Source organism: Streptomyces sp. NPDC101152 (assembly GCF_044768275.1).
Lineage (GTDB): Bacteria > Actinomycetota > Actinomycetes > Streptomycetales > Streptomycetaceae > Streptomyces.
The window spans coordinates 43,902-64,486 of record NZ_JBIWPO010000008.1 but is presented as its reverse complement, the minus strand read 5'-3'; the positions used below and the strand labels follow the sequence as shown (position 1 = coordinate 64,486).

Sequence of the window (20,585 nt, the reverse complement as noted above, 5' to 3'; positions counted from 1 at the left end):
GCCTATTGAAGTGGGGGCGCCCCTGGGGGTGCATCCCTACTCCTTCTTACACAGTGAGGTGTGTCATGCGCATGTCCCATTTGAGTCGTCGGGCTGTTCTTGCCGGTACCGCTGCTGCCGCTGCGGTTGTCGCCGTGCCGATCCTGCCCGGCGCCGCACAAGCGGCCGGAGCCCAGGCCGCTGCCCCTGACTACCGCTGGCGCAACGCCGTCATCGGTGGGACCGGGTTCGTCACCGGCGTGCTGTTCCACCCCTCCGTCCCGGGGCTCGCCTACGCCCGTACCGACATCGGCGGGGCCTACCGTTGGGACGACCGTTCCGCGCGTTGGATTCCGCTCATCGATCACATCGGCTGGGACGACTGGAACCTTCTCGGTGTCGAGGCGATGGCCGTCGACCCTGTTCATCCGGACCGGCTCTACCTCGCCCTCGGTACCTACGCCCAGTCCTGGGCGGGCGACGGTGCCGTCCTGCGGTCCGAGGACCGGGGTGCGACCTGGAGCCGTACCGACCTGACCGTGAAGCTCGGTGCCAACGAGGACGGGCGGGGTGCGGGGGAGCGGTTGCTCGTCGACCCCCGGGACAGTGACGTGCTGTGGCTGGGGACGCGGCATGACGGGTTGCTGAAGTCCATCGACCGTGGCGCCACCTGGGCGGCCGTCAGTGCTTTTCCGGGCAGCCCCAGTGTGAGCGGGCAGGGCGTGACCCTGCTCGTCGCCGCCGGGCGATCCGTCTACGCCGGCTGGGGTGACTCCGACGGCACCGTTGCGAACCTCTACAGAACCGCCGACGGCACCACCTGGGAGGCCGTCCCCGGTCAGCCCTCCGGCGCGTCCGCCAAGGTGCCGATCCGGGCCGCGTACGACTGCCACGCCCGTGAGCTGTACGTGACGTACGCCGACGCGCCCGGGCCCAACGGACAGGCGAACGGCAGTGTGCACAAGCTCGCGACCGGCAGCGGGACGTGGACCGAGGTCACCCCCGTGAAGCCCGGCGGCACCACGAGTGACGGGTCCGCCGACACCTTCGGGTACGGCGGTGTCGCCGTGGACGCCTGCCGGCCCGGCACGGTCGTCGTCTCCACCAACAACCGCTGGGCGGCCGTGGACACCCTGTACCGGACCACCGACGGCGGCCGCACCTGGACGTCCCTCAAGGACAAGGCCGTCCTCGACGTCTCCGAGACCCCCTTCCTCAGGTTCGGCGCCGACCAGCCGAAGTTCGGCTGGTGGATCCAGGCCGTCGCCGTCGACCCGTACGACTCCCGGCACGTCGTCTACGGCACCGGCGCCACCCTGTACGGCACGCGGGACCTCGTCCACTGGGCCCCGCAGATCCGGGGCCTCGAGGAGACGTCCGTGCGGCAGCTGATCTCGCCCCCGGTCGGGGAGGCGCACCTGATCAGCGGGTCCGGGGACATCGGCGTGATGTACCACGAGCGGCTCACGGCCTCGCCCTCCCGCGGCATGGCGACGAACCCCGTGTTCGGGACGGCGACGGGACTCGCGCAGGCCACGGACAGGCCGGCGTACGTGGTGCGGGCCGGCTGGGGCGACCACGGCAACGGCGCCTACTCGAACGACGGCGGACGGACCTGGGCGCCCTTCGCGGGCCAGCCCTCCATCGCTCACGACGCACCGGGACCGATCGCCACCAACGCCGACGGCAGTGTGCTGCTGTGGTCCTTCGTGCACTGGGACGGCACGAAGCACCCCGCGCACCGGTCGACGGACAACGGCACGACCTGGACCGAGATCCCCTCCTTCCCGAAGGGCGCCACGCCGGTCGCCGACCCGGCCGATCCGACGCTCTTCTACGCGTACGACACCGATACAGGAACGCTACTCGCCAGCACTGACAGTGGCATCACGTTCACCGAGCGTGCGGGCGGCCTGCCCTCCGGGGACAGTCAGTTCAAGGTGGTCGCGGCGCCCGGGCGGTCCGGTGACCTGTGGCTGAGCGCCAAGGGGAACGGGCTGTTCCGGTCCGTCGACGGCGGGGCGAGCTTCGCGAAGGTCGCCGGCTGCCGGGCCTCGTACACCCTCGGCTTCGGCAAGGCGGCGGACGGGGCCGAGTATCCGGCGATCTACCAGGTGGGTTCGATCGACAGCGGCACCGGCGTCCACCGCTCCGACGACGGCGCCAAGAGCTGGGTGCGGATCAATGACGACCGGCATCAGTGGGGGTACATCGGCGATGTCGTCATCGGTGACCCCCGGGTGTACGGGCGCGTCTACCTCGCCACCAACGGGCGGGGGATCCAGTACGGGGAGCCCGTCTGATGCCCGGGCTCGCTGACGCCACCCGGGGCCGCATCCTCTTCGGCGGCGACTACAACCCGGAGCAGTGGCCCGAGGAGACCTGGCACGAGGACGTCCGGCTGATGAAGGACGCCGGCGTCAACTCCGTCACGCTCGGCGTCTTCTCCTGGGCCAGGCTCGAACCCCGGCCGGGGGAGCGGGAGTTCGGATGGCTGGACCGGTTGATGGACCTCCTGCACGACAACGGCATCGGTGTCGTCCTCGCCACCCCCACTTCCTCGCCGCCGCCCTGGCTCGGCCGCCTCCACCCGGAGACGCTGCCCCGTGACGAGGACGGCCGCACCGAGTGGTGGGGCGGGCGCCAGCACTTCTCGCACTCCAGTGCCGTCTACCGCCGGTACGCCGCCGCCATCACGGAGGACCTCGCCGCCCGCTACGGGGGCCACCCCGCCCTCACGATGTGGCACATCAACAACGAGTACTGCACCTATGACTGGGGTGACGAGGCCGCCGCCCGGTTCAGGGGCTGGCTCAAGAGCAGGTACGGCAGCCTCGACGCCCTCAACTCCGCCTGGGGGACGGCCTTCTGGAGCCAGGGCTACGGTGACTGGGCGGAAGTCCTGCCGCCGCGCCACGCCCACTACCTGAAGAACCCGTGTCAGGTGCTGGACTTCAAGCGGTTCACCTCCGACATGCTCCTGGAGTGCTACGTCGCCGAGCGGGGCATCGTCCGTCGGCACTCCCCGGCGCACATTCCGGTCACCACCAACTTCATGCCGCTGTGGGCCGGTCAGGACGCCTGGCGGTGGGCCGAGGAGGAGGACGTCGTCTCCGTCGACCTCTACCCCGACCCGCGTGATCCGCTGGGCGCGCAACACGGCGCCCTGGTGCAGGACATGACCCGTTCGCAGGCGCGCGGGCCCTGGATGCTCATGGAGCAGGCGGCCGGGCCGGTGAACTGGCGCGGGGTGAACCACCCCAAACCCCGTGGCCTCAGCCGCCTCTGGTCCCTCCAGGCCGTCGCCCGCGGCGCCGACGCCGTCTGCTACTTCCAGTGGCGCCAGTCCCGGCAGGGCGCCGAGAAGTTCCACTCCGGGATGGTCAGTCATGCGGGAGAGCAGGGGCGGACGTACCAGGAGGTCAAGCGGCTGGGCGCCGAACTCGCCCGGATCGGACCGGAGGTGACGACACGGCACTCCCCGAGCGACATCGCGATCCTCCACGACTGGCACTCCTGGTGGGCCGGCGCCCACGAAGGCCGTCTCTCCGGCCGCGTCGACCACACCGAGATCCTCACCGCCTGGCACCGCGCCCTCTGGCAGGCCCACCTCACCACCGACTTCGCGCATCCCGAGCACGACCTCGGCGCCTACAAGCTGGTCCTCGTCCCGCACCTGTACGCCCTCACGGACCGGGCGATCGACAACCTCGTCTCGTACGTCCGCGGCGGCGGCACCCTCGTCAGCGGCTTCCTGACCGGTGTCGCCGACGAGGACGACCGGGTGCGCGAGGGCGGCATGGACGCCCGGCTGCGCGCACTGTTCGGCATCCGCACGCTGCACGAGTGGTGGCCGCTGGACGCGGACGAGAGCGCCGAGACGGACGCGTTCACCGGGACCCTGTGGTCGGAGGAGATCGAGAAGGACGACGAGGCCTCGGTCGAGGCCACCTACAAGGGCGGCGAGCTCGACGGGCTGCCCGCCCTCCTGGGCAAGGGCCGAGCCCGGTACCTGTCCACGCTTCCCGAGCCGCACGCCCTGCGCACCCTTCTCGCCGCTGTCGCCGCCGAGGCCGGTGTCCGGCCCGTCCTGGACGGCCTGCCCGACCAGGTCGAGGCGGTGCGCCGCGGTGACCTGCTGTTTCTGCTCAACCACGGCCGCGAGCCGGTGACCGTGGAGGTGCCGGGCAGCCGCCGCGACCTGCTCACCGGCGCGCAAGTGGAGGGTGCCTGCACGCTCGGCCGGTACGGCGTGGTGGTCTTGTGCCCATGAACAGCACCGCGACCATCGTCCACGGCACCTGGGAACCCGTCCCCGCCGCCCGCTGGGAGGACGGCTTCCTCAGCGGCAACGGCCACCACGGCGCCCTCGTGTTCGGCGACCCGAACGACGAGCGGGTCGTTGTCACCCACCACACCCTCGTCCGCCCGAACGGCGGCGAGAGCGCCCGCCCACCCCGACTCGCCGACCGACTGGCCGGGTTGAAGGACCAGTTGCTCGCGGGCGAGCTGCAGGCCGCCGAGGCCTTCACGGACGGCCGTGACCTGCAGTGGGTCCAGCCCTTCCACCCCGCCTTCCAGGTACGGCTGCGCAGGGCGCCCGGCGTGGAGCCGCACCGCTACCGCCGCTCCGTCGACTTCACCACCGGCGTCGTCGAGGCGGAGTGCGGGGTGTGGCGCAGCCGGGTCTTCGTGTCGCGGGCCGACGACGTGATCGTGCAGCACGTCGGCGGCGGCGACCTCGACATCGCCCTGGACCCCCGCCTGCCCGGCGCCCCCCACGGTCTCGCCGTCGGCGACGGCGCCGTGCTCACCCCCGAGGGCGCCCTGCTCACCCTGCGCGTCCGCCACCCCGGGAGCGAGACGGCGTACACCGGGCTCACCCTCGTGGTGGCCGTCGGCGGCCGTACGACGCTCACGCCGCCGGGCGTCCGGATCGCCGGCGCCGAGTCCGTGCTGCTGCTGACCCGGGTGCTGCGGCACACCGGCGAGCTGGACACCACCGAGCACGCCCGCGCCCTGCGGGACATCCTGCTGGACGCCGAGGACCCGTACACCGCCCTCCTCGACCGTCACACCGCCCTGCACCGCACCGCCTACGAGCGTGTGACCCTCGACCTCGGCGGCGACCCGGCCGAACGGGCCCTGCCAGGCTCGCAGTTGCTGTCCCGGCCCGACAGCCCCGCCCTCCTGGAACGCCTCTTCGCCGCCGGCCGCTACCACCTGCTCTCCTCGAGCGGCCTCAATCCGCCCCGCCTGACCGGCCTGTGGACCGGCGAGTGGAACACCGCCTGGTCCGGCGCCTTCACCAACGACGCCAACCTCAACCTCCAGACCGCCTCCGCCGCAGCGGGCGCCCTCCCCGAAGTCACCGCGGCACACGCTTCCCTGATCCACCGTCAGCTCGCCGACTGGACGGTGAACGCCCGCACGGTCTTCGGCGCCCGAGGCGTGGTCGCCCCCGCCCACACCGATGGCGAGTCCGGGCTGTCGTACCACTTCAGCCGCGAATACCCGCTGCACCTGTGGACGGCGGGCGCGGACTGGCTGCTCAAGCCGCTTGTCGACCACGACGAGACCGCCGGCTCCCGCGACCCGCGCACCGCCCACGCGCTGGCCCAGGTCGCCCTGTTCTACGAGGACTTCCTCGACCGGACCGACGAGCACGGCCACCTGGTCGTCGTCCCCTCCTACTCGCCCGAGAACCGTCCGGCGAACGGCAGTTGGGGCGCGATCAACGCGGCCATGGACCTCTCGGCCGTCCGGCACGCCCTGCTGACCGCCGCCGACTACCACCCCGGAACCCCCGAGGCCGACCGCTGGCGCGCCCTCGCCGACCGACTGCCCCCGCACCGGATCAACGCCGACGGCGCCCTCGCCGAATGGGCCTGGCCCGGCCTCGACGACACCTACGACCACCGCCACCTCAGCCACCTCTACGGCGTCTGGCCGCTCGACGAGATCAACCCCTACGACACCCCGGACCTCGCGGCGGCCGCCCACCGCGCCCTCGAACTGCGCGGCGCCGAGAACGACTCCGCGCACGGCCATCTGCACCACGCTCTGGTCGCGGCCCGGCTGCGCGACGGCGAACGCGTCGCCCACGCCCTCGGGCAGGTCCTCAAGGGCGACTTCTTCCACGACTCCCTCATGAGCGCGCACTACCCGAACCGCGATGTCTACAACGCGGACGCCGCGCACACCCTGCCCGCCGTGCTCATCGAGACGCTCGTCCAGTCCACCCCGGACCGGCTGGTCCTGTTGCCCGCGCTCCCGGCCGCGTACCCGGCGGGTCAACTCCTCGGCGTCCGCACCCGGTTCGCGGCCGACCTCGATCTCACCTGGAGCCCGCACGAAGCGACCGCGGTGATCCGCCCCACCCGGACCCACCGCGTCGAACTCCGGACTTCCTCCGGCACGCGACCGCTCGACCTCGTCGCCGGAGAAGACCACGTCCTCACCCTGGGGGCGTGGTAGCCACCCCCGCAACTCCCCCCACCCATGGAAGGGACACCATGGCAAAGAGCAGTCTCCGCAAGGCCACCATGGCGGTGCTGGCCCCGGCGATGGCCATCGGCGCCACCGTCGGCCTGGCGTCCGCCCCCGCCTCCGCAGCCGTCTGGAGCTCCTGCGCCCAGTACGGCAGCACGACCCTGAACGGCTACACGCTCTACAACGACATCTGGGGCTCCGGCGCCGGCAGCCAGTGCATCTGGGCCAACTCGGGCACCAACTGGGGCGTCAACGCCAACCACCCCAACACCGGCGGCATCAAGTCCTACCCGAACGCCACCAAGGTGATCAACAAGTCGATCACCTCGCTCGGTTCGCTCTCCAGCGGCTACAACGTCACCGTCCCGTCGTCCGGCGCGTACGAGACGGCGTACGACATCTGGGACACCAACCACCAGTACGAGATCATGCTCTGGGTCAACAAGACGGGTGCCGTGGGCCCGCTCGGCACCTCGCAGGGCACCGTGTCGCTGGGCGGCTCCACCTGGACCGTCTACAAGGGCAACAACGGCTCCAACGACGTCTTCTCCTTCGTCCGCAGCTCCAACTCCACCTCCGGCACGGTCAACATCCTGCCCATCCTCAAGTGGATCAAGGACACCAAGGGCTGGTTCGGCAACGTGACCATCGGGCAACTGCAGTTCGGCTTCGAGATCACGTCGTCCTCCGGTGGCCTGAACTTCACCGTCAACAGCGAGAGCATCACAAGCAGTTGACCCCAGCGTTACCCGGGGTGGGGTTTCATGCCCCCATGCGCATCCCCACCCCCCTCAGCGCCACCGCGATCGCCGCCGCCGCGCTGCTCGCCCTGCCGGGCACCGCGACGGCGGCCCCCGCCTCCTCGCCCCTCCTGCCGGTGGCCTCCCTCGCCGCCGACCGCCTCGCCACCGCCGACCTGGTGGCCGCCGCGAAGTGGGGCACCGACAGCCCCATCGACGACCCGGCCCGCGAGCAGCAGGTCCTGGACACGGTCGCCGCCCAGGCACGGCAGATCGGTGCCGACCCCGACGAGATCCGCCGGATCTTCCGCGACCAGATCGAGGCGAACAAGGTCGTCCAGCGAGGCCTGTTCGCGAGATGGACGGCCCATCCGGACCAGGCCCCCACGACCAAGCCCGACCTGAACGTCGTCCGCCAGACCATCAACCGCATCAACACGTCCCTGGTCCAGTCCCTGGCCGACACCACCCCTGACCGCACGGTCCCGACCTGCCGCCCCGAACTCACCGTGGCCGCCGTCCAGGTCACCTACGAAAAGCACCCGGACTTCCTGCACACCAAGGCCCTGATCCGCTCACTGGCCTCGATCTGCCGCGACTGATGAAACAACGACCGGTTCCTCTCAGGAGAGGGGAACCGGTCAATCTGTTCTGAGGGGCGCGGGGCTGTATCGATATGCGGCTCCGTCGCGTGGGCGCGACCAGCCCCCCACCGCGCCGCACCCGCCAAACGACCTACTCCACCACCCCGATTGGCAACCGTGCCCCGTCCCGCAGGAACAACGGAATCCGGTCAAGCGGCGCATCGACGGTGACCGTCACACCACCCCCGTACGTCACCCCGGTCCACGCATCCGTCCAACTCGCGCCGCCCGGCAGATACACCGTCCGAGCCCTGGCGGCAGCCACAAGCACCGGCGCCACCAACAGATCCCGCCCGAACAGATACGCGTCGTCCACCGACCACGCCGCCCGGTCCTCGGGAAACTCCAGGAACAGCGGCCGCATCACCGGCAGCCCCTCCTCGTGCGCCTCCCGCATGACCTCCAGCACGTACGGCTTCAGACGCTCGCGCAACCGCAGGTACCGCTCCAGGATCGCGCCCGCCTCCTCGCCGTACGACCACACCTCGTTCGGGCCGCCGGTCATCTCCGGGCCGAGCGGCATGCCCGGGTCGCGGAAGCCGTGCAGCCGCATCAGCGGCGACAGCGCCCCGAACTGGAACCAGCGCACCATGACCTCGCGGTACGCCGGGTCGTCCGGATCGCCGCCGTGGAAGCCGCCGATGTCCGTGTTCCACCAGGGGATCCCGGACATCGCGGCGTTGAGGCCGGCCGCGATCTGCCGGCGCAGAGTCGCGAAGTCGGTGCCGATGTCACCGGACCACAGGGCGGCGCCGTAGCGCTGACTGCCCGCCCAGGCCGAGCGGTTGAGGGTGACGACCTCCTCGCCCTCCGCCCTCAGACCCTCGTAGAACGTCCGGGCATTCTCGGCCGGGTACAGGTTGCCGACCTCGAGACCCGGCCCCGCCCAGTACCGCAGGTTCTCCTGGAACCCCGGCTTCAGCTCGGGCTCGCAGGCGTCCAGCCAGAACGCCGTGATGCCGTACGGCACCAGGTAGTTGTCCCGCACCTTCGACCACACGAAGTCCCGGGCGTCCGGGTTGGTCGCGTCGTAGAAGGCGACCTGGACCGTCGAGGCGACCTCCTTGTCGGGCCAGTCGGCGTGCGCCATCGGCCCGTACTGCGTGCCGACGAAGTAGCCGCGCTGCTCCATCAGCGGATGGTTCTCGCTGAGCGGCGACACCGACGGCCAGACGCTGACCACCAACTTGATGCCCAGCTCGTCCAGTTCACGGACCATGGCCGCCGGGTCCGGCCACTCGGCCGGATCGAACTTCCACTCGCCGAGGTGCGTCCAGTGGAAGAAGTCGCAGACGATCGCCGAGATCGGCAGGCCCCGGCGCTTGTACTCCCGTGCCACCGCGAGGAGTTCGTCCTGCGTCCGGTACCGCAGTTTGCACTGCCAGAACCCCGCCGCCCATTCCGGCAGCATCGGCGTCCGGCCCGTCACCGCGCTGTAGCGGCGCTGCCCGTCCGCCGGGCTGCCCACGGTGATCCAGTAGTCGATCTGCCGGGCCGAGTCGGCCACCCAGCGCGTGCCGTTGCCGGCCAGCTCCACCCGCCCGATCGCCGGGTTGTTCCACAGCAGGGTGTAGCCCCGGCTGGAGGACAGCACCGGGATGCCGACCTCCGCGTTGCGCTGCACCAGGTCGAGCACCAGCCCCTTCTGGTCGAAGCGGCCGTGCTGGTGCTGGCCGAGGCCGAACAGCTTCTCGTCGTCGTAGGCGGCGAAGCGCTGTTCCAGGCGGTGGTGGCCGTTTCCGACGGCGGTGTAGAGGCGCGAGCCCGGCCACCAGAAGTGGGCGCGCTCCTCGGCCAGCACCTCGCCGCCGTCCTCGGTGCGCACGAAGCGGATCAGGCCCTCGGCGCTGACCTCGACCGTGAGGGCGCCGACGGTCAACCGCCCTTCCCTCTCGGCGGCCTTGACGCTGCTCTCGGTGGCCGGCGGCGTGTCGAGGAGCGCGCCCGGCAGTCCCTCGAGGATCGGGCCGCCGAGCCTGGCCCGGACCCGGACGGCGTCCGGGCCCCACGGCTCGATCCGGAGGGTCTCCTGGCGGCCGCTCCACTCCAGCGCGCCGTCCCGCTCGCGGAAGGTGCCGACGGTGGGGGAGGACTGGGCGAGGCTGACCTGGGGCCGGTTCCCGGCAGACTGGATTTCGGCAGGCTGGTTCACGAAGGGTGCTCCCGCAAAGGACTTGGGGGTGCCAGGGGGGCACCCAGAAGCTGGGTCAGGAAGGGCTGCTGCCGGAAGGTGCCGGGCCCGTGCTCGCCCGCACCGTCAACTCGGGTGCGATCAGCACCACTTCGTCCATGCCGCGGTCGTCGAGCTTGGCCACCAGGTGCTCCACGGCGTAGCGGCCCATCTCCTGCGCGGGGATGGCCACCGACGTCAGCCGCACCGAGGCCTGGACGGCGACCTGGTCCGGGCAGATCGCGACCACCGACACGTCCTCCGGCACGGCACGGCCCTGCTGGCGCAGCAGGGCGAGCAGCGGCTCGACCGCCTGCTCGTTCTGCACGACGAACCCGCTGGTCCCCGGGCGTTCGTCCAGGATGCGGGCGAGTGTCACCGCCATCGCGTCGTAGCCGCCCTCGCACGGCCGGTGCAGCAGCCGTACGCCCAGCTCCTGGGCGCGCGACCGCAGTCCGTCCAGCGTCCGTTCGGCGAAGCCGGTGTGCCGCTCGTAGACGGCGGGGGCCTCGCCTATGACAGCGATGTCACGGTGACCGAGCATCGCGAGGTGCTCCACGCACAGCGCCCCGGTCGCCCGGAAGTCGAGGTCGACGCAGGTCAGCCCGGTGGTGTCGGCGGGCAGCCCGATCAGGACCGAGGGCTGGTCGGTGCCGCGCAGCAGCGGCAGCCGCTCGTCGTCGAGTTCGACGTCCATCAGGATCATCGCGTCCGCGAGGCCGCTGCCGGTGACCCGGCGGACCGCGTCGGGTCCCTCCTCGCCGGTCAGCAGCAGGACGTCGTACCCGTGGTTCCGCGCGGTGGTGGCCACCGCGATGGCGATCTCCATCATCACGGGCACGTACATGTCGGTGCGCAGCGGGACCATCAGCGCGATGATGTTCGACCTGCTGCTGGCCAGGGCCCGCGCGCCCGCGTTCGGGTGGTACCCCAGCTCGCGGATGCTCTGCTCGACCCGCTCCCGGGTGGTCGTGGAGATGGACCGCTTGCCGCTGAGGACATAGCTCACCGTGCTCGCAGAGACTCCGGCGTGCTGGGCGACCTCGGCGAGAGTGACCATCCAGCTCTCCAAGCGGTGTGAAGCGCTTCGACAGTGCGCATTGCTGACAGGGGCGGGTGTGGGGTGGTACGACACTAGCTCCGACGAGCCGTGGGTGTCCATAGGTTGTCGAAGCGCTTCGACAGTTATTCTCGTACGGGAGTACGGGTGCCGTGGGGGGAGACCTCCCGGCGGGCCGGCGCCGACGGAGAGGGCGTACCCGAACGGTCCCCCGGAAGGCCCATCGGCGCAACACCGCGGACCACGCCCGTCGAACCGGCTCCGGAACCCCGCGTTTCCGGGCCACAGCGCGTCTGGACACGAACCCCATCTCCGTCAACCTGGGCTGAACGGCTGCGCGAAGGGTGGTGGGGTCGCCCGGGATCGGGTACATACGATCGGGTAGCACCCGTCGGTAACCATACGGTCCCAAGATCCCGATTCGCGGCGAGGTGAGCCTCATGTCCGCCAGCACCACAGATTCCGCCGGACGCCCCACCGTCTCCGAACGTGAGGCCCGCCAGGTGGCGGAGGCGGCCCGGGAACAGGAATGGCGCAAGCCCAGCTTCGCCAAGGAACTGTTCCTCGGCCGCTTCCGGCTCGACCTCATCCACCCCCACCCCCTGCCCACCGACGAGGCCGCCCAGCGCGGCGAGGAGTTCCTCGCCAAGCTCCGCGACTTCTGCGAGACCAAGGTCGACGGCGCGCTGATCGAGCGCGAGGCCCGCATCCCCGACGAGGTCATCGACGGCCTCAAGGAGATCGGCGCCCTCGGCATGAAGATCGACACCAAGTACGGCGGCCTCGGCCTCACCCAGGTGTACTACAACAAGGCCCTCACCCTGGCGGGCTCCGCCTCCCCGGCGGTCGGCGTGCTCCTGTCGGCCCACCAGTCGATCGGCGTACCACAACCACTCAAGCTGTTCGGCACCGAGGAGCAGAAGGAACGGTTCCTGCCGCGGTGCGCCCGCACCGACATCAGCGCGTTCCTGCTGACCGAGCCGGACGTCGGCTCGGACCCGGCCCGCCTCGCCACGTCCGCCGTGCCCGACGGGGACGACTACGTCCTCGACGGGGTGAAGCTGTGGACCACCAACGGCGTCGTCGCCGACCTGCTGGTCGTCATGGCCCGGGTCCCCCGGAGCGAGGGCCACAAGGGCGGCATCACCGCCTTCGTCGTCGAGACCAACTCGCCCGGCGTCACCGTCGAGAACCGCAACGCCTTCATGGGCCTGCGCGGCATCGAGAACGGCGTCACCCGCTTCCACCAGGTGCGCGTCCCCGCCGCCAACCGCATCGGCCCCGAGGGCGCGGGCCTCAAGATCGCGCTGACCACCCTCAACACCGGCCGGCTCTCCCTCCCCGCCTCCTGTGTGGCCGCCGGCAAGTGGTGCCTGAAGATCGCCCGCGAATGGTCGGCCGCCCGCGAGCAGTGGGGCAAGCCCATCGCCCACCACGAGGCCGTCGGCGCGAAGATCTCCTTCATCGCCGCGACGACCTTCGCCCTGGAGGCCGTGCTCGACCTGTCCTCCCAGATGGCCGACGAGAACCGCAACGACATCCGCATCGAGGGCGCGCTGGCCAAGTTGTACGCCTCCGAGATGGGCTGGCTGATCGCCGACGAACTCGTCCAGATCCGCGGCGGCCGCGGCTTCGAGACCGCCGAGTCCCTGGCCGCCCGCGGGGAGAAGGCCATTCCGGCCGAGCAGGTCCTGCGCGACCTCCGCATCAACCGCATCTTCGAGGGCTCGACGGAGATCATGCACCTCCTCATCGCCCGCGAGGCCGTCGACGCCCACCTGTCCGTCGCCGGCGACCTCATCGATCCCGAGAAGTCCCTCCAGGACAAGGCCAGGGCGGGCGCGAACGCGGGCGTCTTCTACGCGAAGTGGCTCCCGAAACTGGTCGCGGGCCCCGGACAACTGCCCGCCTCCTACGGCGACTTCAAACACGGAGTCGACCTCTCCCCGCACCTGCGCTACGTCGAACGGCACGCCCGCAAGCTGGCCCGCTCCACCTTCTACGCCATGTCCCGCTGGCAGGGGAGGATGGAGACCAAGCAGGGCTTCCTCGGCCGGGTCGTCGACATCGGTGCCGAACTGTTCGCGATGAGCGCCGCCTGCGTCCGCGCCGAACTCCTGCGCAGCCAGGGCGACCACGGCCGCGAGGCCTACCAGCTCGCCGACGCCTTCTGCCGCCAGGCCCGCATCCGCGTCGAGGAACTCTTCAACCGCCTGTGGACCAACACCGACGACCTGGACCGCAAGGTCGTCAAGGGCGTCATGTCGGGCACGTACACCTGGCTGGAGGAGGGCATCGTCGACCCCTCGGGCGAGGGCCTGTGGATCGCGGAGGCCACGCCCGGTCCCTCGGGGAAGGAGAACGTTCACCGGCCCATCAGGTGAACGCAGGCAGAAGGAGAGGCAAACTGCCGGGGTTTTACCTTTTTCTCACGATCGCACCCCGGACGTCCGCCGCCGGACTCGCGTCGGCAGGCGGACGTCCCACGGACCCTGTTCGACGACTCCATACAGGGTGAATTCAGGTCATTTCTGTCTCTCGCGAGCGATGTGATACCTCCGGGACGGCACGGCATGAGTGGGTGAGCGGCCCTTTCCTGCGGCCTGTGGGGTCTTGTCCCCGTGTAGTAGCGTCCGCGGGCGGAGCCGCCCGCGGCGCGTGGGTTGCCGGGCTCCGGACCATCCCGTACCTGGAGACGAGAGCCGGCCGATGTCCGTTCTGACCTATCCCGAAGCCGTGGGCGTCGGCCTGCTGCAAGGCGTCACCGAGCTGTTCCCGGTCTCCAGCCTGGGGCACAGCATCCTGATACCCGCCCTCCTCGGCGGTCACTGGAAGCACGACCTGGACGTCTCCGCCGACGGTTCCCTCTACCTCAACGAACTGGTCGGCCTGCACCTGGCCACCGCGCTCGCGCTCGTCGTCTACTTCCGGCGCGACTGGGTCAGGGTGATCCGGGGCCTCGCGACGTCCATCACCCAGCGCAAGGTCGAGACCGTGGACCAGCGGCTCGCCTGGCTGATCGTCACCGCGTGCATCCCGGTCGCGGTGGCCGGCGTGGCGCTCGACAAGGTCTTCCGTACGACGCTCGGGCGCCCGATCCCCACCGCGATCTTCCTGGCCCTCAACGGCATCGTCCTCTTCGTCACCGAGCAACTGCGACGGGGCGGCACCGGGCGCAGGCGGGCCGGGGCCTCCGTCGCCCCGGAGGAAGAGCATCTGTCGCCCGAGGAGCAGTCGGACCTGCGGATCACCCGGATGACGACCCGGCAGGCCGTGACGATCGGCGCGGCCCAGATCCTCGCCCTCTTCCCCGGCATCAGCCGTTCCGGCTCCACCATCAGCGCGGGCATCTTCAAGGGCCTGGGCCACGAGGACTCCGCCCGCTTCGCGTTCCTCCTCGCCACGCCGGTGATCGGTGGAGCCGCACTGCTCAAGCTGCCACCACTGCTCGGCGCGCAGGGCAGCGGCCTGCGCGGCCCCTTGCTGGCGGGCAGCGTGGCCGCGTTCGTGGCGGCCTACTTCGCCACCCGCTACCTGGTCCGCTACTTCGAGAACCGCACGCTCATCCCGTTCGCCGTCTACTGCTCGGTGGCCGGCCTGGCCAGCCTCGCGTACTTCACCCTCACGTGAGGGTGCCTCCCCTTGCCGGGTGGTTGAGGTGACGGCGGGATCGTAGGCGCTGTGGGGCCGCGTGAGTGGGATGGCCCACCGGCTCCCGGCCCGGCCTCCCGGGCCCGCTCGGCTCAGGCCCCGTCTGGTCCTCCCGGTTCCTGCTCCGCCCTTCCCGGCTCCCCGCCCGGTCGACCGTCGGCCCCCTTGAAAGCCAGCCCGCCCGGCTCCGGTCCGGTCTGCTGGGCTCCTCCTCCGGCCTGCTCGGCTCAGGGCCCCGTCTGCTCGGCTTCCGGACCAGCACGCCCGGCTTTCGGCCTGCCCCGCCCGATGTCGGCAGGCCTCGCTTGATCGGCCCGCCGGTGTGCCCTGTGCCTGGTCTGGTCTGCTGGGTTCCCGGTCCGGCTGACCGTGCTTGATCGGCCCGCCGGTGTGCTCGGCTCCCGGCCTGGTCTGCCCCGCTCCGGTCCGGTCCGGTCCGCGCAGGCTCCCGGACCGGCCCGCCCGCTCCCAGACCGCCCTCCGTTCCCCGGCCCGGCCCCTCCCGCTCGATCGGCTCGCCGACCCCGCGGCAGCCACTTCCGACAGTTGCGTCCTCAGGTCCAGGCGGAGCCGGTCTTCTTGGTTCCCAAGGCCGTCGCCGCGCAGGACATGCTCGCGGACGAAGGTCCTGGGGGTGGCGGTCAGTGAGCTGAGCTCAACTCCTGGAGCCGCAGGGCGAGTCCCCACGCACCGGCTACGGGATCTCGGCCCCGTCGAACCGCCCCGGGCGTTCGCTCTCGTCAAACCAACCCTGGCCCGTCGCCCTCGTCGAACCAACCCAGCGCCCCGCCCACGTCAAACCGCCCCGCGCGCCGCCCACGTCAAACGGGACCGGCACAGCCGGCTCACGGGCGTACGAACTGGGTTTCCGCGGCGCTGACGTCCGCTGCCGGGACCGGCAGGGGGCGGCGGGCGGTGTCGCTGACCTTGATGAGGACGGCGATCAGCAGCCAGTTGGCCACCATGGACGACCCGCCCTGGGCGAGGAAGGGCAGGGCCTTTCCGGTGAGCGGGATGAGCCCGGTGACGCCGCCCACGACGACGAAGACCTGCAGCACCAGCGCCGTGGCCAGGCCGCCGGCGAGCAGCTTGCCGAACGGGTCGGAGACGGTCAGGGCGGTGCGCAGGCCGCGTTCGGCGAGCAGCGCGTAGAGGAGGATGACGAGCGTCACGCCGACCATGCCGAGCTCCTCACCGACCGAGGTGAGGATGAAGTCGCTGCGCCCGGCGAAGCCGATGAGTTCCGGGTGGCCCTGGCCGAGACCGGTGCCGAGGATGCCGCCGGAACCGAAGCTGAACAGCGCCTGGGCTGCCTGGTCCGAGACGAGGCCCGGCGGGCGCTGGGCGGGCGGCAGGAAGATGTCCATCGGGTGCAGCCACGCGACGACACGGCCGTGGACGTGCGGTTCGAAGGAACCGACGACGAAGGCCCCGGCGGCGAACATGACGACGCCGAACACCACCCAGCTCGTCCGCTCGGTGGCGATGTACAGCATGATCACGAACAGCCCGAAGAAGATCAGCGAGGTGCCGAGGTCCCGCTCGAAGACCAGGACGAGCAGGCTCAGGATCCACACGGCCGCGACCGGGCCCAACTGCCGCCCCCGCGGCAGGTACATCCCCATGACCCGCCGCCCGGCGAGCGCGAGGGCGTCCCTGCGCAGGGTCAGGTAGCCGGCGAAGAACACCACGATGACGATCTTCACGAACTCGCCCGGCTGGAAGGACAGCGGCCCGATGAAGATCCACCGCTTGGCGCCGTAGACGTCGCCGGGATAGAACGCCGGCGCCATCAGCAGGACCATGCCCACGGCGATTGTGACGTACGGATAACGCTGCAGCCTGCGGTGGTCCTTGAGCAGGGCCACGGCCGCCGCGAGACCCGCCACTGCTATGCCGCACCACATCAGCTGCCCCGGCGCCGAGGCCGCCGAGTGGTAGTGGGTCCGGTAGGCGAGGTCGAGGCGGTGGATGAGGACGAGTCCGAGGCCGGTGAGCAGGGTCGCGAGCGGCAGAATCAGCGGATCGGCGTGCGGCGCGAACCGGCGTACGAAACCATGGCACACGAAGGGCAGCACGGCCGCGACCACGCACGGCGTCGCCGCACCGAGCGGGAACGTCCCCGCCAGGGCGAGGGCCGTCTCGGCATAGCCGTAGACGGAGATGACGACGGCGCCGAGGAGCAGAATCAGCTCCAGGTTCCGGTCGCTCAGGCGTTGTGACCGGTCGGTCCGCTCCGGCGGCCCCGCCGATCCCCGCCGACCACTCATGCGTTCCCCTTCGATCGGTCTGCCCGCCGGTGTCCCGTCAAGGCCACGGCGGAGACAGTTATACGATTGCGCAACAAAGCAACTGAACTGTAGCTGAGGGCAGGCAGGAGGAGGGTCGGCGTGGCGGCAGCACGCAGCCGAGGGAGCCGCGGCCGGTGGCCGGTGTTGATCGGGTTGGGTGTGATTCTCGCACTCGTGGGCTACCTCGCTGTCCGCTTCATCCGCTCGGCGACGTCCGAGGGGTGCACGGCGCACGGCACGGATGGTACGGCCGTCACGCTCGACCTCGACCAGGCGTCCCACGCCTCGACCGTCGCGGCCGTGGCCCACGCCCGCGGCCTGCCCGAACAGGCGGTCACCATCGCCCTGGCGACCGCGCTCCAGGAGTCCAAACTACGCAATCTCGCGAGCGGGGACCGCGACTCCCTCGGCTTGTTCCAGCAGCGCCCCTCCCAGGGCTGGGGCACCCCCGCCCAGATCCGCGACCCCGTCTACGCCTCGGGCAAGTTCTTCGAGGCGCTGGTCAAGGTGCCGGACTACGCCGACCTGCCGGTCACCGTCGCCGCCCAGCACGTCCAGCACAGCGGCTACCCGGGGGCGTACGCGCAACACGAGGCCGAGGCGGCGACGCTGGCCAACGTGCTGACGGGACAGGACGGGCCCGCGCTGAGCTGCACGGTGAAGGGGGTGGGCAAGAGCGACACGCAGGCCACCCCGGCGGGCGGAGGCGGTGGCACCGGTGGTGTCCAAGCGGATCGGGCCGGCGGGACGGCGGGTGTCGTCCAGGGGAGCGGTGGCGCCGCCCATGGTGTCGCTGCTGCGGTCCGGCGGGAGTTCGGCAAGGTGCCGGCCGCCGTCACGGGAGCCGGCGACAGCGTCAGCTACCGGGTCGCCGAGACGACCACCGGCTGGTCGCTCGCCCTGTGGCTGGTCTGTCACGCCGGCGCCCTGCACGCCACCTCGGTCACCTTCGACGACCACAGGTGGAGCAGCGACGCGTCGGACCACGGCTGGACATCCGTCCCGGCCGCGTCGGGGGCGTCCTCGACGGTGACCGTGCGGGTGAACTAGTGCCGCGGCAGGCAACGTCTGCCCGGTAAGGAGCGGCGTCCGGGGCGTCCTCTCGGCGTGCCGGACGGAATGCCCCGTTGATGGACCGGACGTACTTGGGGTTTCGGCCGGTGCGGCGAGAGGGCGTGCCGGGCGTCGCGACGGGGCAAACGTTGCCTGTCGCGGCACTAGGCCCCGGGAGCCGTTCGCCCCTGTTGAACCCCTTTATTCTTTGCAGAGTTGCGTAAGACGGCAAGTATCCGGTGACAATGGGCCCGTGACCACCGACGCCAATCCGTCTCCGCAGCGCCCCGACTCCGAGCACTGGACCGAAATGCTGCATGTCCGTCTGGAACGGATAGAGGACCTGCTCGCTCCCGCCGAGCGGACGGCCGAGCCCGAGCGTCCCGCGTGGCAGCGGCGCACGCGCGGTGAGCAGCGCTGGGCGGTGATGGTGGCGCTGCTGGTCGCCATCGGGGTGCAGTGGGCGCTGCCCGAAAGGTTCAGCATCCATCCGCAGTGGCTGCTGCCCGCGCTGGAACTGGCCATGATGGCGGCGCTGTGGGTGGCCCATCCGCACCGGCGGATCGAGCACACCTCCCGTGCGCTGCGCGTGCTCGGCCTGCTGCTGGCCGCCGCGGTCAGCCTCGCCAACGGCTGGTCGGCCGTCATCCTGGTGCGCGACCTGCTGCACGGTTCCGGGGGCTCCAACGCCGCGGCCCTGCTGACGAGCGGCGGCGGCATCTGGCTGACCAACGTCATCGCCTTCAGCCTCTGGTACTGGGAGTGGGACCGGGGCGGCCCGGCGGCCCGCGCCCAGGGCACGCACCAGCACCCGGACTTCCTGTTCCCGCAGATGCAGCAGGAGGGCATAGCGCCCGACGACTGGGAACCGCAGTACATGGACTACCTCTACGTGGCCCTCACCAACGCCACGGCCTTCAGTCCCACCGACACCATGCCGCTGTCCCGCTGGGCGAAACTGCTGATGTCCGCGCAGGCCACGATCTCGCTGCTGACCCTGGCGCTGATCGTCGCGCGTGCCGTCAACGTCCTGCAGTGACCCGGCCGGTCCCAGCTCGGCCGGGCCCGTCCGGAGTGTTGTTGCTCCCTTGCGCAACCGCGCACTTAAAATCCCGCAGGCGACCGCGTCGGCGCGAGAAGCCGGAGGACCCCTCACATGACCGGTGCGAACAGCTTCACCGTCCCGGGCTACGGCCCCGCACGCCCCCTGTGGACGCGGCTCCTCGCCCGCGACTCCGTGCTCCGCCGACTCGACTGGCCGATACTGCTCGCCGCCCTCGCCCTGTCGTTCATCGGCTCGCTCCTCGTGTACTCCGCGACCCGCAACCGCACCTCGATCAACCAGGGCGACCCGACCTACTTCCTCGTCCGGCACCTGATGAACCTCGGCATCGGGTTCGTCCTGATGGCCGGCACGATCTGGCTCGGCCACCGCGCCCTGCGCAACGCGGTGCCGATCCTCTACGGTCTGTCGCTGTTCGGGGTGCTGCTGGTGCTCACCCCGCTCGGCGCCACCATCAACGGCAACCGCAACTGGATCGTCCTCGGCGGTGGATTCTCGCTGCAGCCCTCGGAGTTCGTGAAGGTCACCATCATCCTGGGCATGGCGCTGGTCCTCGCGGCACAGGTCGACGCGAGCGACAAGATGTACCCGGACAGCCGTACCGTGCTCCAGGCACTGGGGCTGGCCGCCGTGCCGATGATGGTCGTCATGCTGATGCCCGACCTCGGCTCGACGATGGTCATGACGGTCACCGTCCTCGGGGTACTGCTCGCCTCCGGCGCCTCCAACCGATGGATCTTCGGTCTGCTCGGCGCCGGTGTCGTCGGCGCCGCCGCCGTGTGGCAGCTGCATCTTCTCGGCCAGTACCAGATCAACCGCTTCGCCGCGTTCGCCGACCCGAGCCTGGACCCGTCCGGTGTCGGCTACAACACCAACCAGGCCCGCATCGCCATCGGCTCCGGTGGTCTGACGGGCCAAGGCCTGTTTCACGGCGCGCAGACCACCGGTCAGTTCGTCCCGGAACAGCAGACCGACTTCGTCTTCACCGTCGCCGGTGAGGAACTGGGCTTCCTGGGCGGAATTCTGATCATCGCCCTGATGGGCGTGATCCTGTGGCGCGCCTGCCGTATCGCCCGCGAGTCGACCGAACTGTACGGCACGATCATCGCCGCCGGAGTCGTCGCCTGGTTCTCCTTCCAGTCCTTCGAGAACATCGGCATGTCGCTCGGCATCATGCCGGTGGCCGGCATTCCGCTTCCGTTCGTCTCCTACGGCGGTTCGTCGATGTTCGCGGTCTGGGTCGCGGTCGGTCTGCTTCAGTCCATCCGGGTGCAGCAGGCGAGGACGTGACCGGGGGGAATCAGCTATTCGCGGACTCTTCCCGATCGAAAACGAGTCCGCGCACAGCGATCCGAATCGCGGCACCAGGGTCTACGTTTCGTCAATTTCCCCCCAGGGACCGGCAGTGAATCAATTGCGTGGAGTTGGTGAACGACTCGGCA

13 protein-coding genes are annotated in these 20,585 nt (G+C 70.7%); 10 read left to right on the top strand and 3 right to left on the bottom strand.

The window, feature by feature from the left end:
* Positions 1-65 precede the first annotated feature (65 nt).
* Genes ACIRVK_RS13095 through ACIRVK_RS13075 form a run of 5 tightly spaced genes read left to right on the top strand, consistent with a single transcriptional unit; the run spans position 66 to position 7,813 of the window.
* Positions 66-2,282, top strand: a complete 2,217-nt coding sequence (locus tag ACIRVK_RS13095) for a 1,4-beta-glucanase (protein WP_404246232.1) — start codon at positions 66-68, stop codon at positions 2,280-2,282.
* Positions 2,282-4,252, top strand: coding sequence for a beta-galactosidase (locus ACIRVK_RS13090; RefSeq protein ID WP_404246230.1), 1,971 nt, complete (start codon positions 2,282-2,284; stop codon positions 4,250-4,252). The genes ACIRVK_RS13095 and ACIRVK_RS13090 overlap by 1 nt, the downstream gene beginning before the upstream one ends.
* Positions 4,249-6,456 carry a glycosyl hydrolase family 95 catalytic domain-containing protein gene (locus ACIRVK_RS13085; RefSeq protein WP_404246228.1) on the top strand — a complete coding sequence of 736 codons (2,208 nt, stop codon included), beginning with the start codon at positions 4,249-4,251 and terminating at the stop codon, positions 6,454-6,456. Before ACIRVK_RS13090 ends, ACIRVK_RS13085 begins: the two co-directional genes overlap by 4 nt.
* A gap of 38 nt (positions 6,457-6,494) precedes the next feature.
* Positions 6,495-7,208 (top strand): hypothetical protein, encoded by a 714-nt coding sequence (locus ACIRVK_RS13080; protein ID WP_404246226.1) that lies wholly within the window; start codon positions 6,495-6,497, stop codon positions 7,206-7,208.
* A 35-nt stretch (positions 7,209-7,243) separates the two neighbouring features.
* Complete coding sequence (locus ACIRVK_RS13075) at positions 7,244-7,813, top strand: chorismate mutase (protein WP_404246224.1); 570 nt, start codon at positions 7,244-7,246, stop codon at positions 7,811-7,813.
* A 133-nt stretch (positions 7,814-7,946) separates the two neighbouring features.
* On the opposite strand, the gene ACIRVK_RS13070 is transcribed toward ACIRVK_RS13075, so the two are convergent.
* Together ACIRVK_RS13070 and ACIRVK_RS13065 are read right to left on the bottom strand one after the other, a co-directional pair.
* Positions 7,947-10,007 carry a TIM-barrel domain-containing protein gene (locus ACIRVK_RS13070; protein WP_404246222.1) on the bottom strand — a complete coding sequence of 687 codons (2,061 nt, stop codon included), beginning with the start codon at positions 10,005-10,007 and terminating at the stop codon, positions 7,947-7,949.
* 55 nt (positions 10,008-10,062) lie between these two features.
* Positions 10,063-11,085, bottom strand: coding sequence for a LacI family DNA-binding transcriptional regulator (locus tag ACIRVK_RS13065; RefSeq protein WP_404246220.1), 1,023 nt, complete (start codon positions 11,083-11,085; stop codon positions 10,063-10,065).
* A 440-nt stretch (positions 11,086-11,525) separates the two neighbouring features.
* On the opposite strand from ACIRVK_RS13065, the gene ACIRVK_RS13060 reads away from it, so the two are divergent.
* Positions 11,526-13,469, top strand: coding sequence for an acyl-CoA dehydrogenase family protein (locus ACIRVK_RS13060; protein ID WP_404246218.1), 1,944 nt, complete (start codon positions 11,526-11,528; stop codon positions 13,467-13,469).
* 325 nt (positions 13,470-13,794) lie between these two features.
* Positions 13,795-14,715, top strand: coding sequence for an undecaprenyl-diphosphate phosphatase (locus ACIRVK_RS13055; RefSeq protein WP_404246215.1), 921 nt, complete (start codon positions 13,795-13,797; stop codon positions 14,713-14,715).
* Positions 14,716-15,581: 866 nt separating this feature from the next.
* Here the strand turns inward: ACIRVK_RS13055 and ACIRVK_RS13050 are convergent.
* The gene (locus ACIRVK_RS13050) at positions 15,582-17,006 is read right to left on the bottom strand and encodes an FtsW/RodA/SpoVE family cell cycle protein (protein WP_404246213.1); all 1,425 of its coding nucleotides are present in this window, start codon (positions 17,004-17,006) and stop codon (positions 15,582-15,584) included.
* 180 nt (positions 17,007-17,186) lie between these two features.
* On the opposite strand from ACIRVK_RS13050, the gene ACIRVK_RS13045 reads away from it, so the two are divergent.
* The 3 genes from ACIRVK_RS13045 (at position 17,187) to rodA (ending at position 20,433) form a co-directional block, all read left to right on the top strand.
* Positions 17,187-18,077: a hypothetical protein gene (locus ACIRVK_RS13045; RefSeq protein ID WP_404246211.1), complete on the top strand. Its 891-nt coding sequence runs from the start codon at positions 17,187-17,189 to the stop codon at positions 18,075-18,077.
* A 256-nt stretch (positions 18,078-18,333) separates the two neighbouring features.
* On the top strand, positions 18,334-19,119 hold the full coding sequence (locus ACIRVK_RS13040) for a hypothetical protein (protein WP_404246209.1): 786 nt from the start codon (positions 18,334-18,336) through the stop codon (positions 19,117-19,119).
* A gap of 117 nt (positions 19,120-19,236) precedes the next feature.
* The gene (gene rodA / locus ACIRVK_RS13035) at positions 19,237-20,433 is read left to right on the top strand and encodes a rod shape-determining protein RodA (RefSeq protein ID WP_404246207.1); all 1,197 of its coding nucleotides are present in this window, start codon (positions 19,237-19,239) and stop codon (positions 20,431-20,433) included.
* Positions 20,434-20,585: the final 152 nt, after the last annotated feature.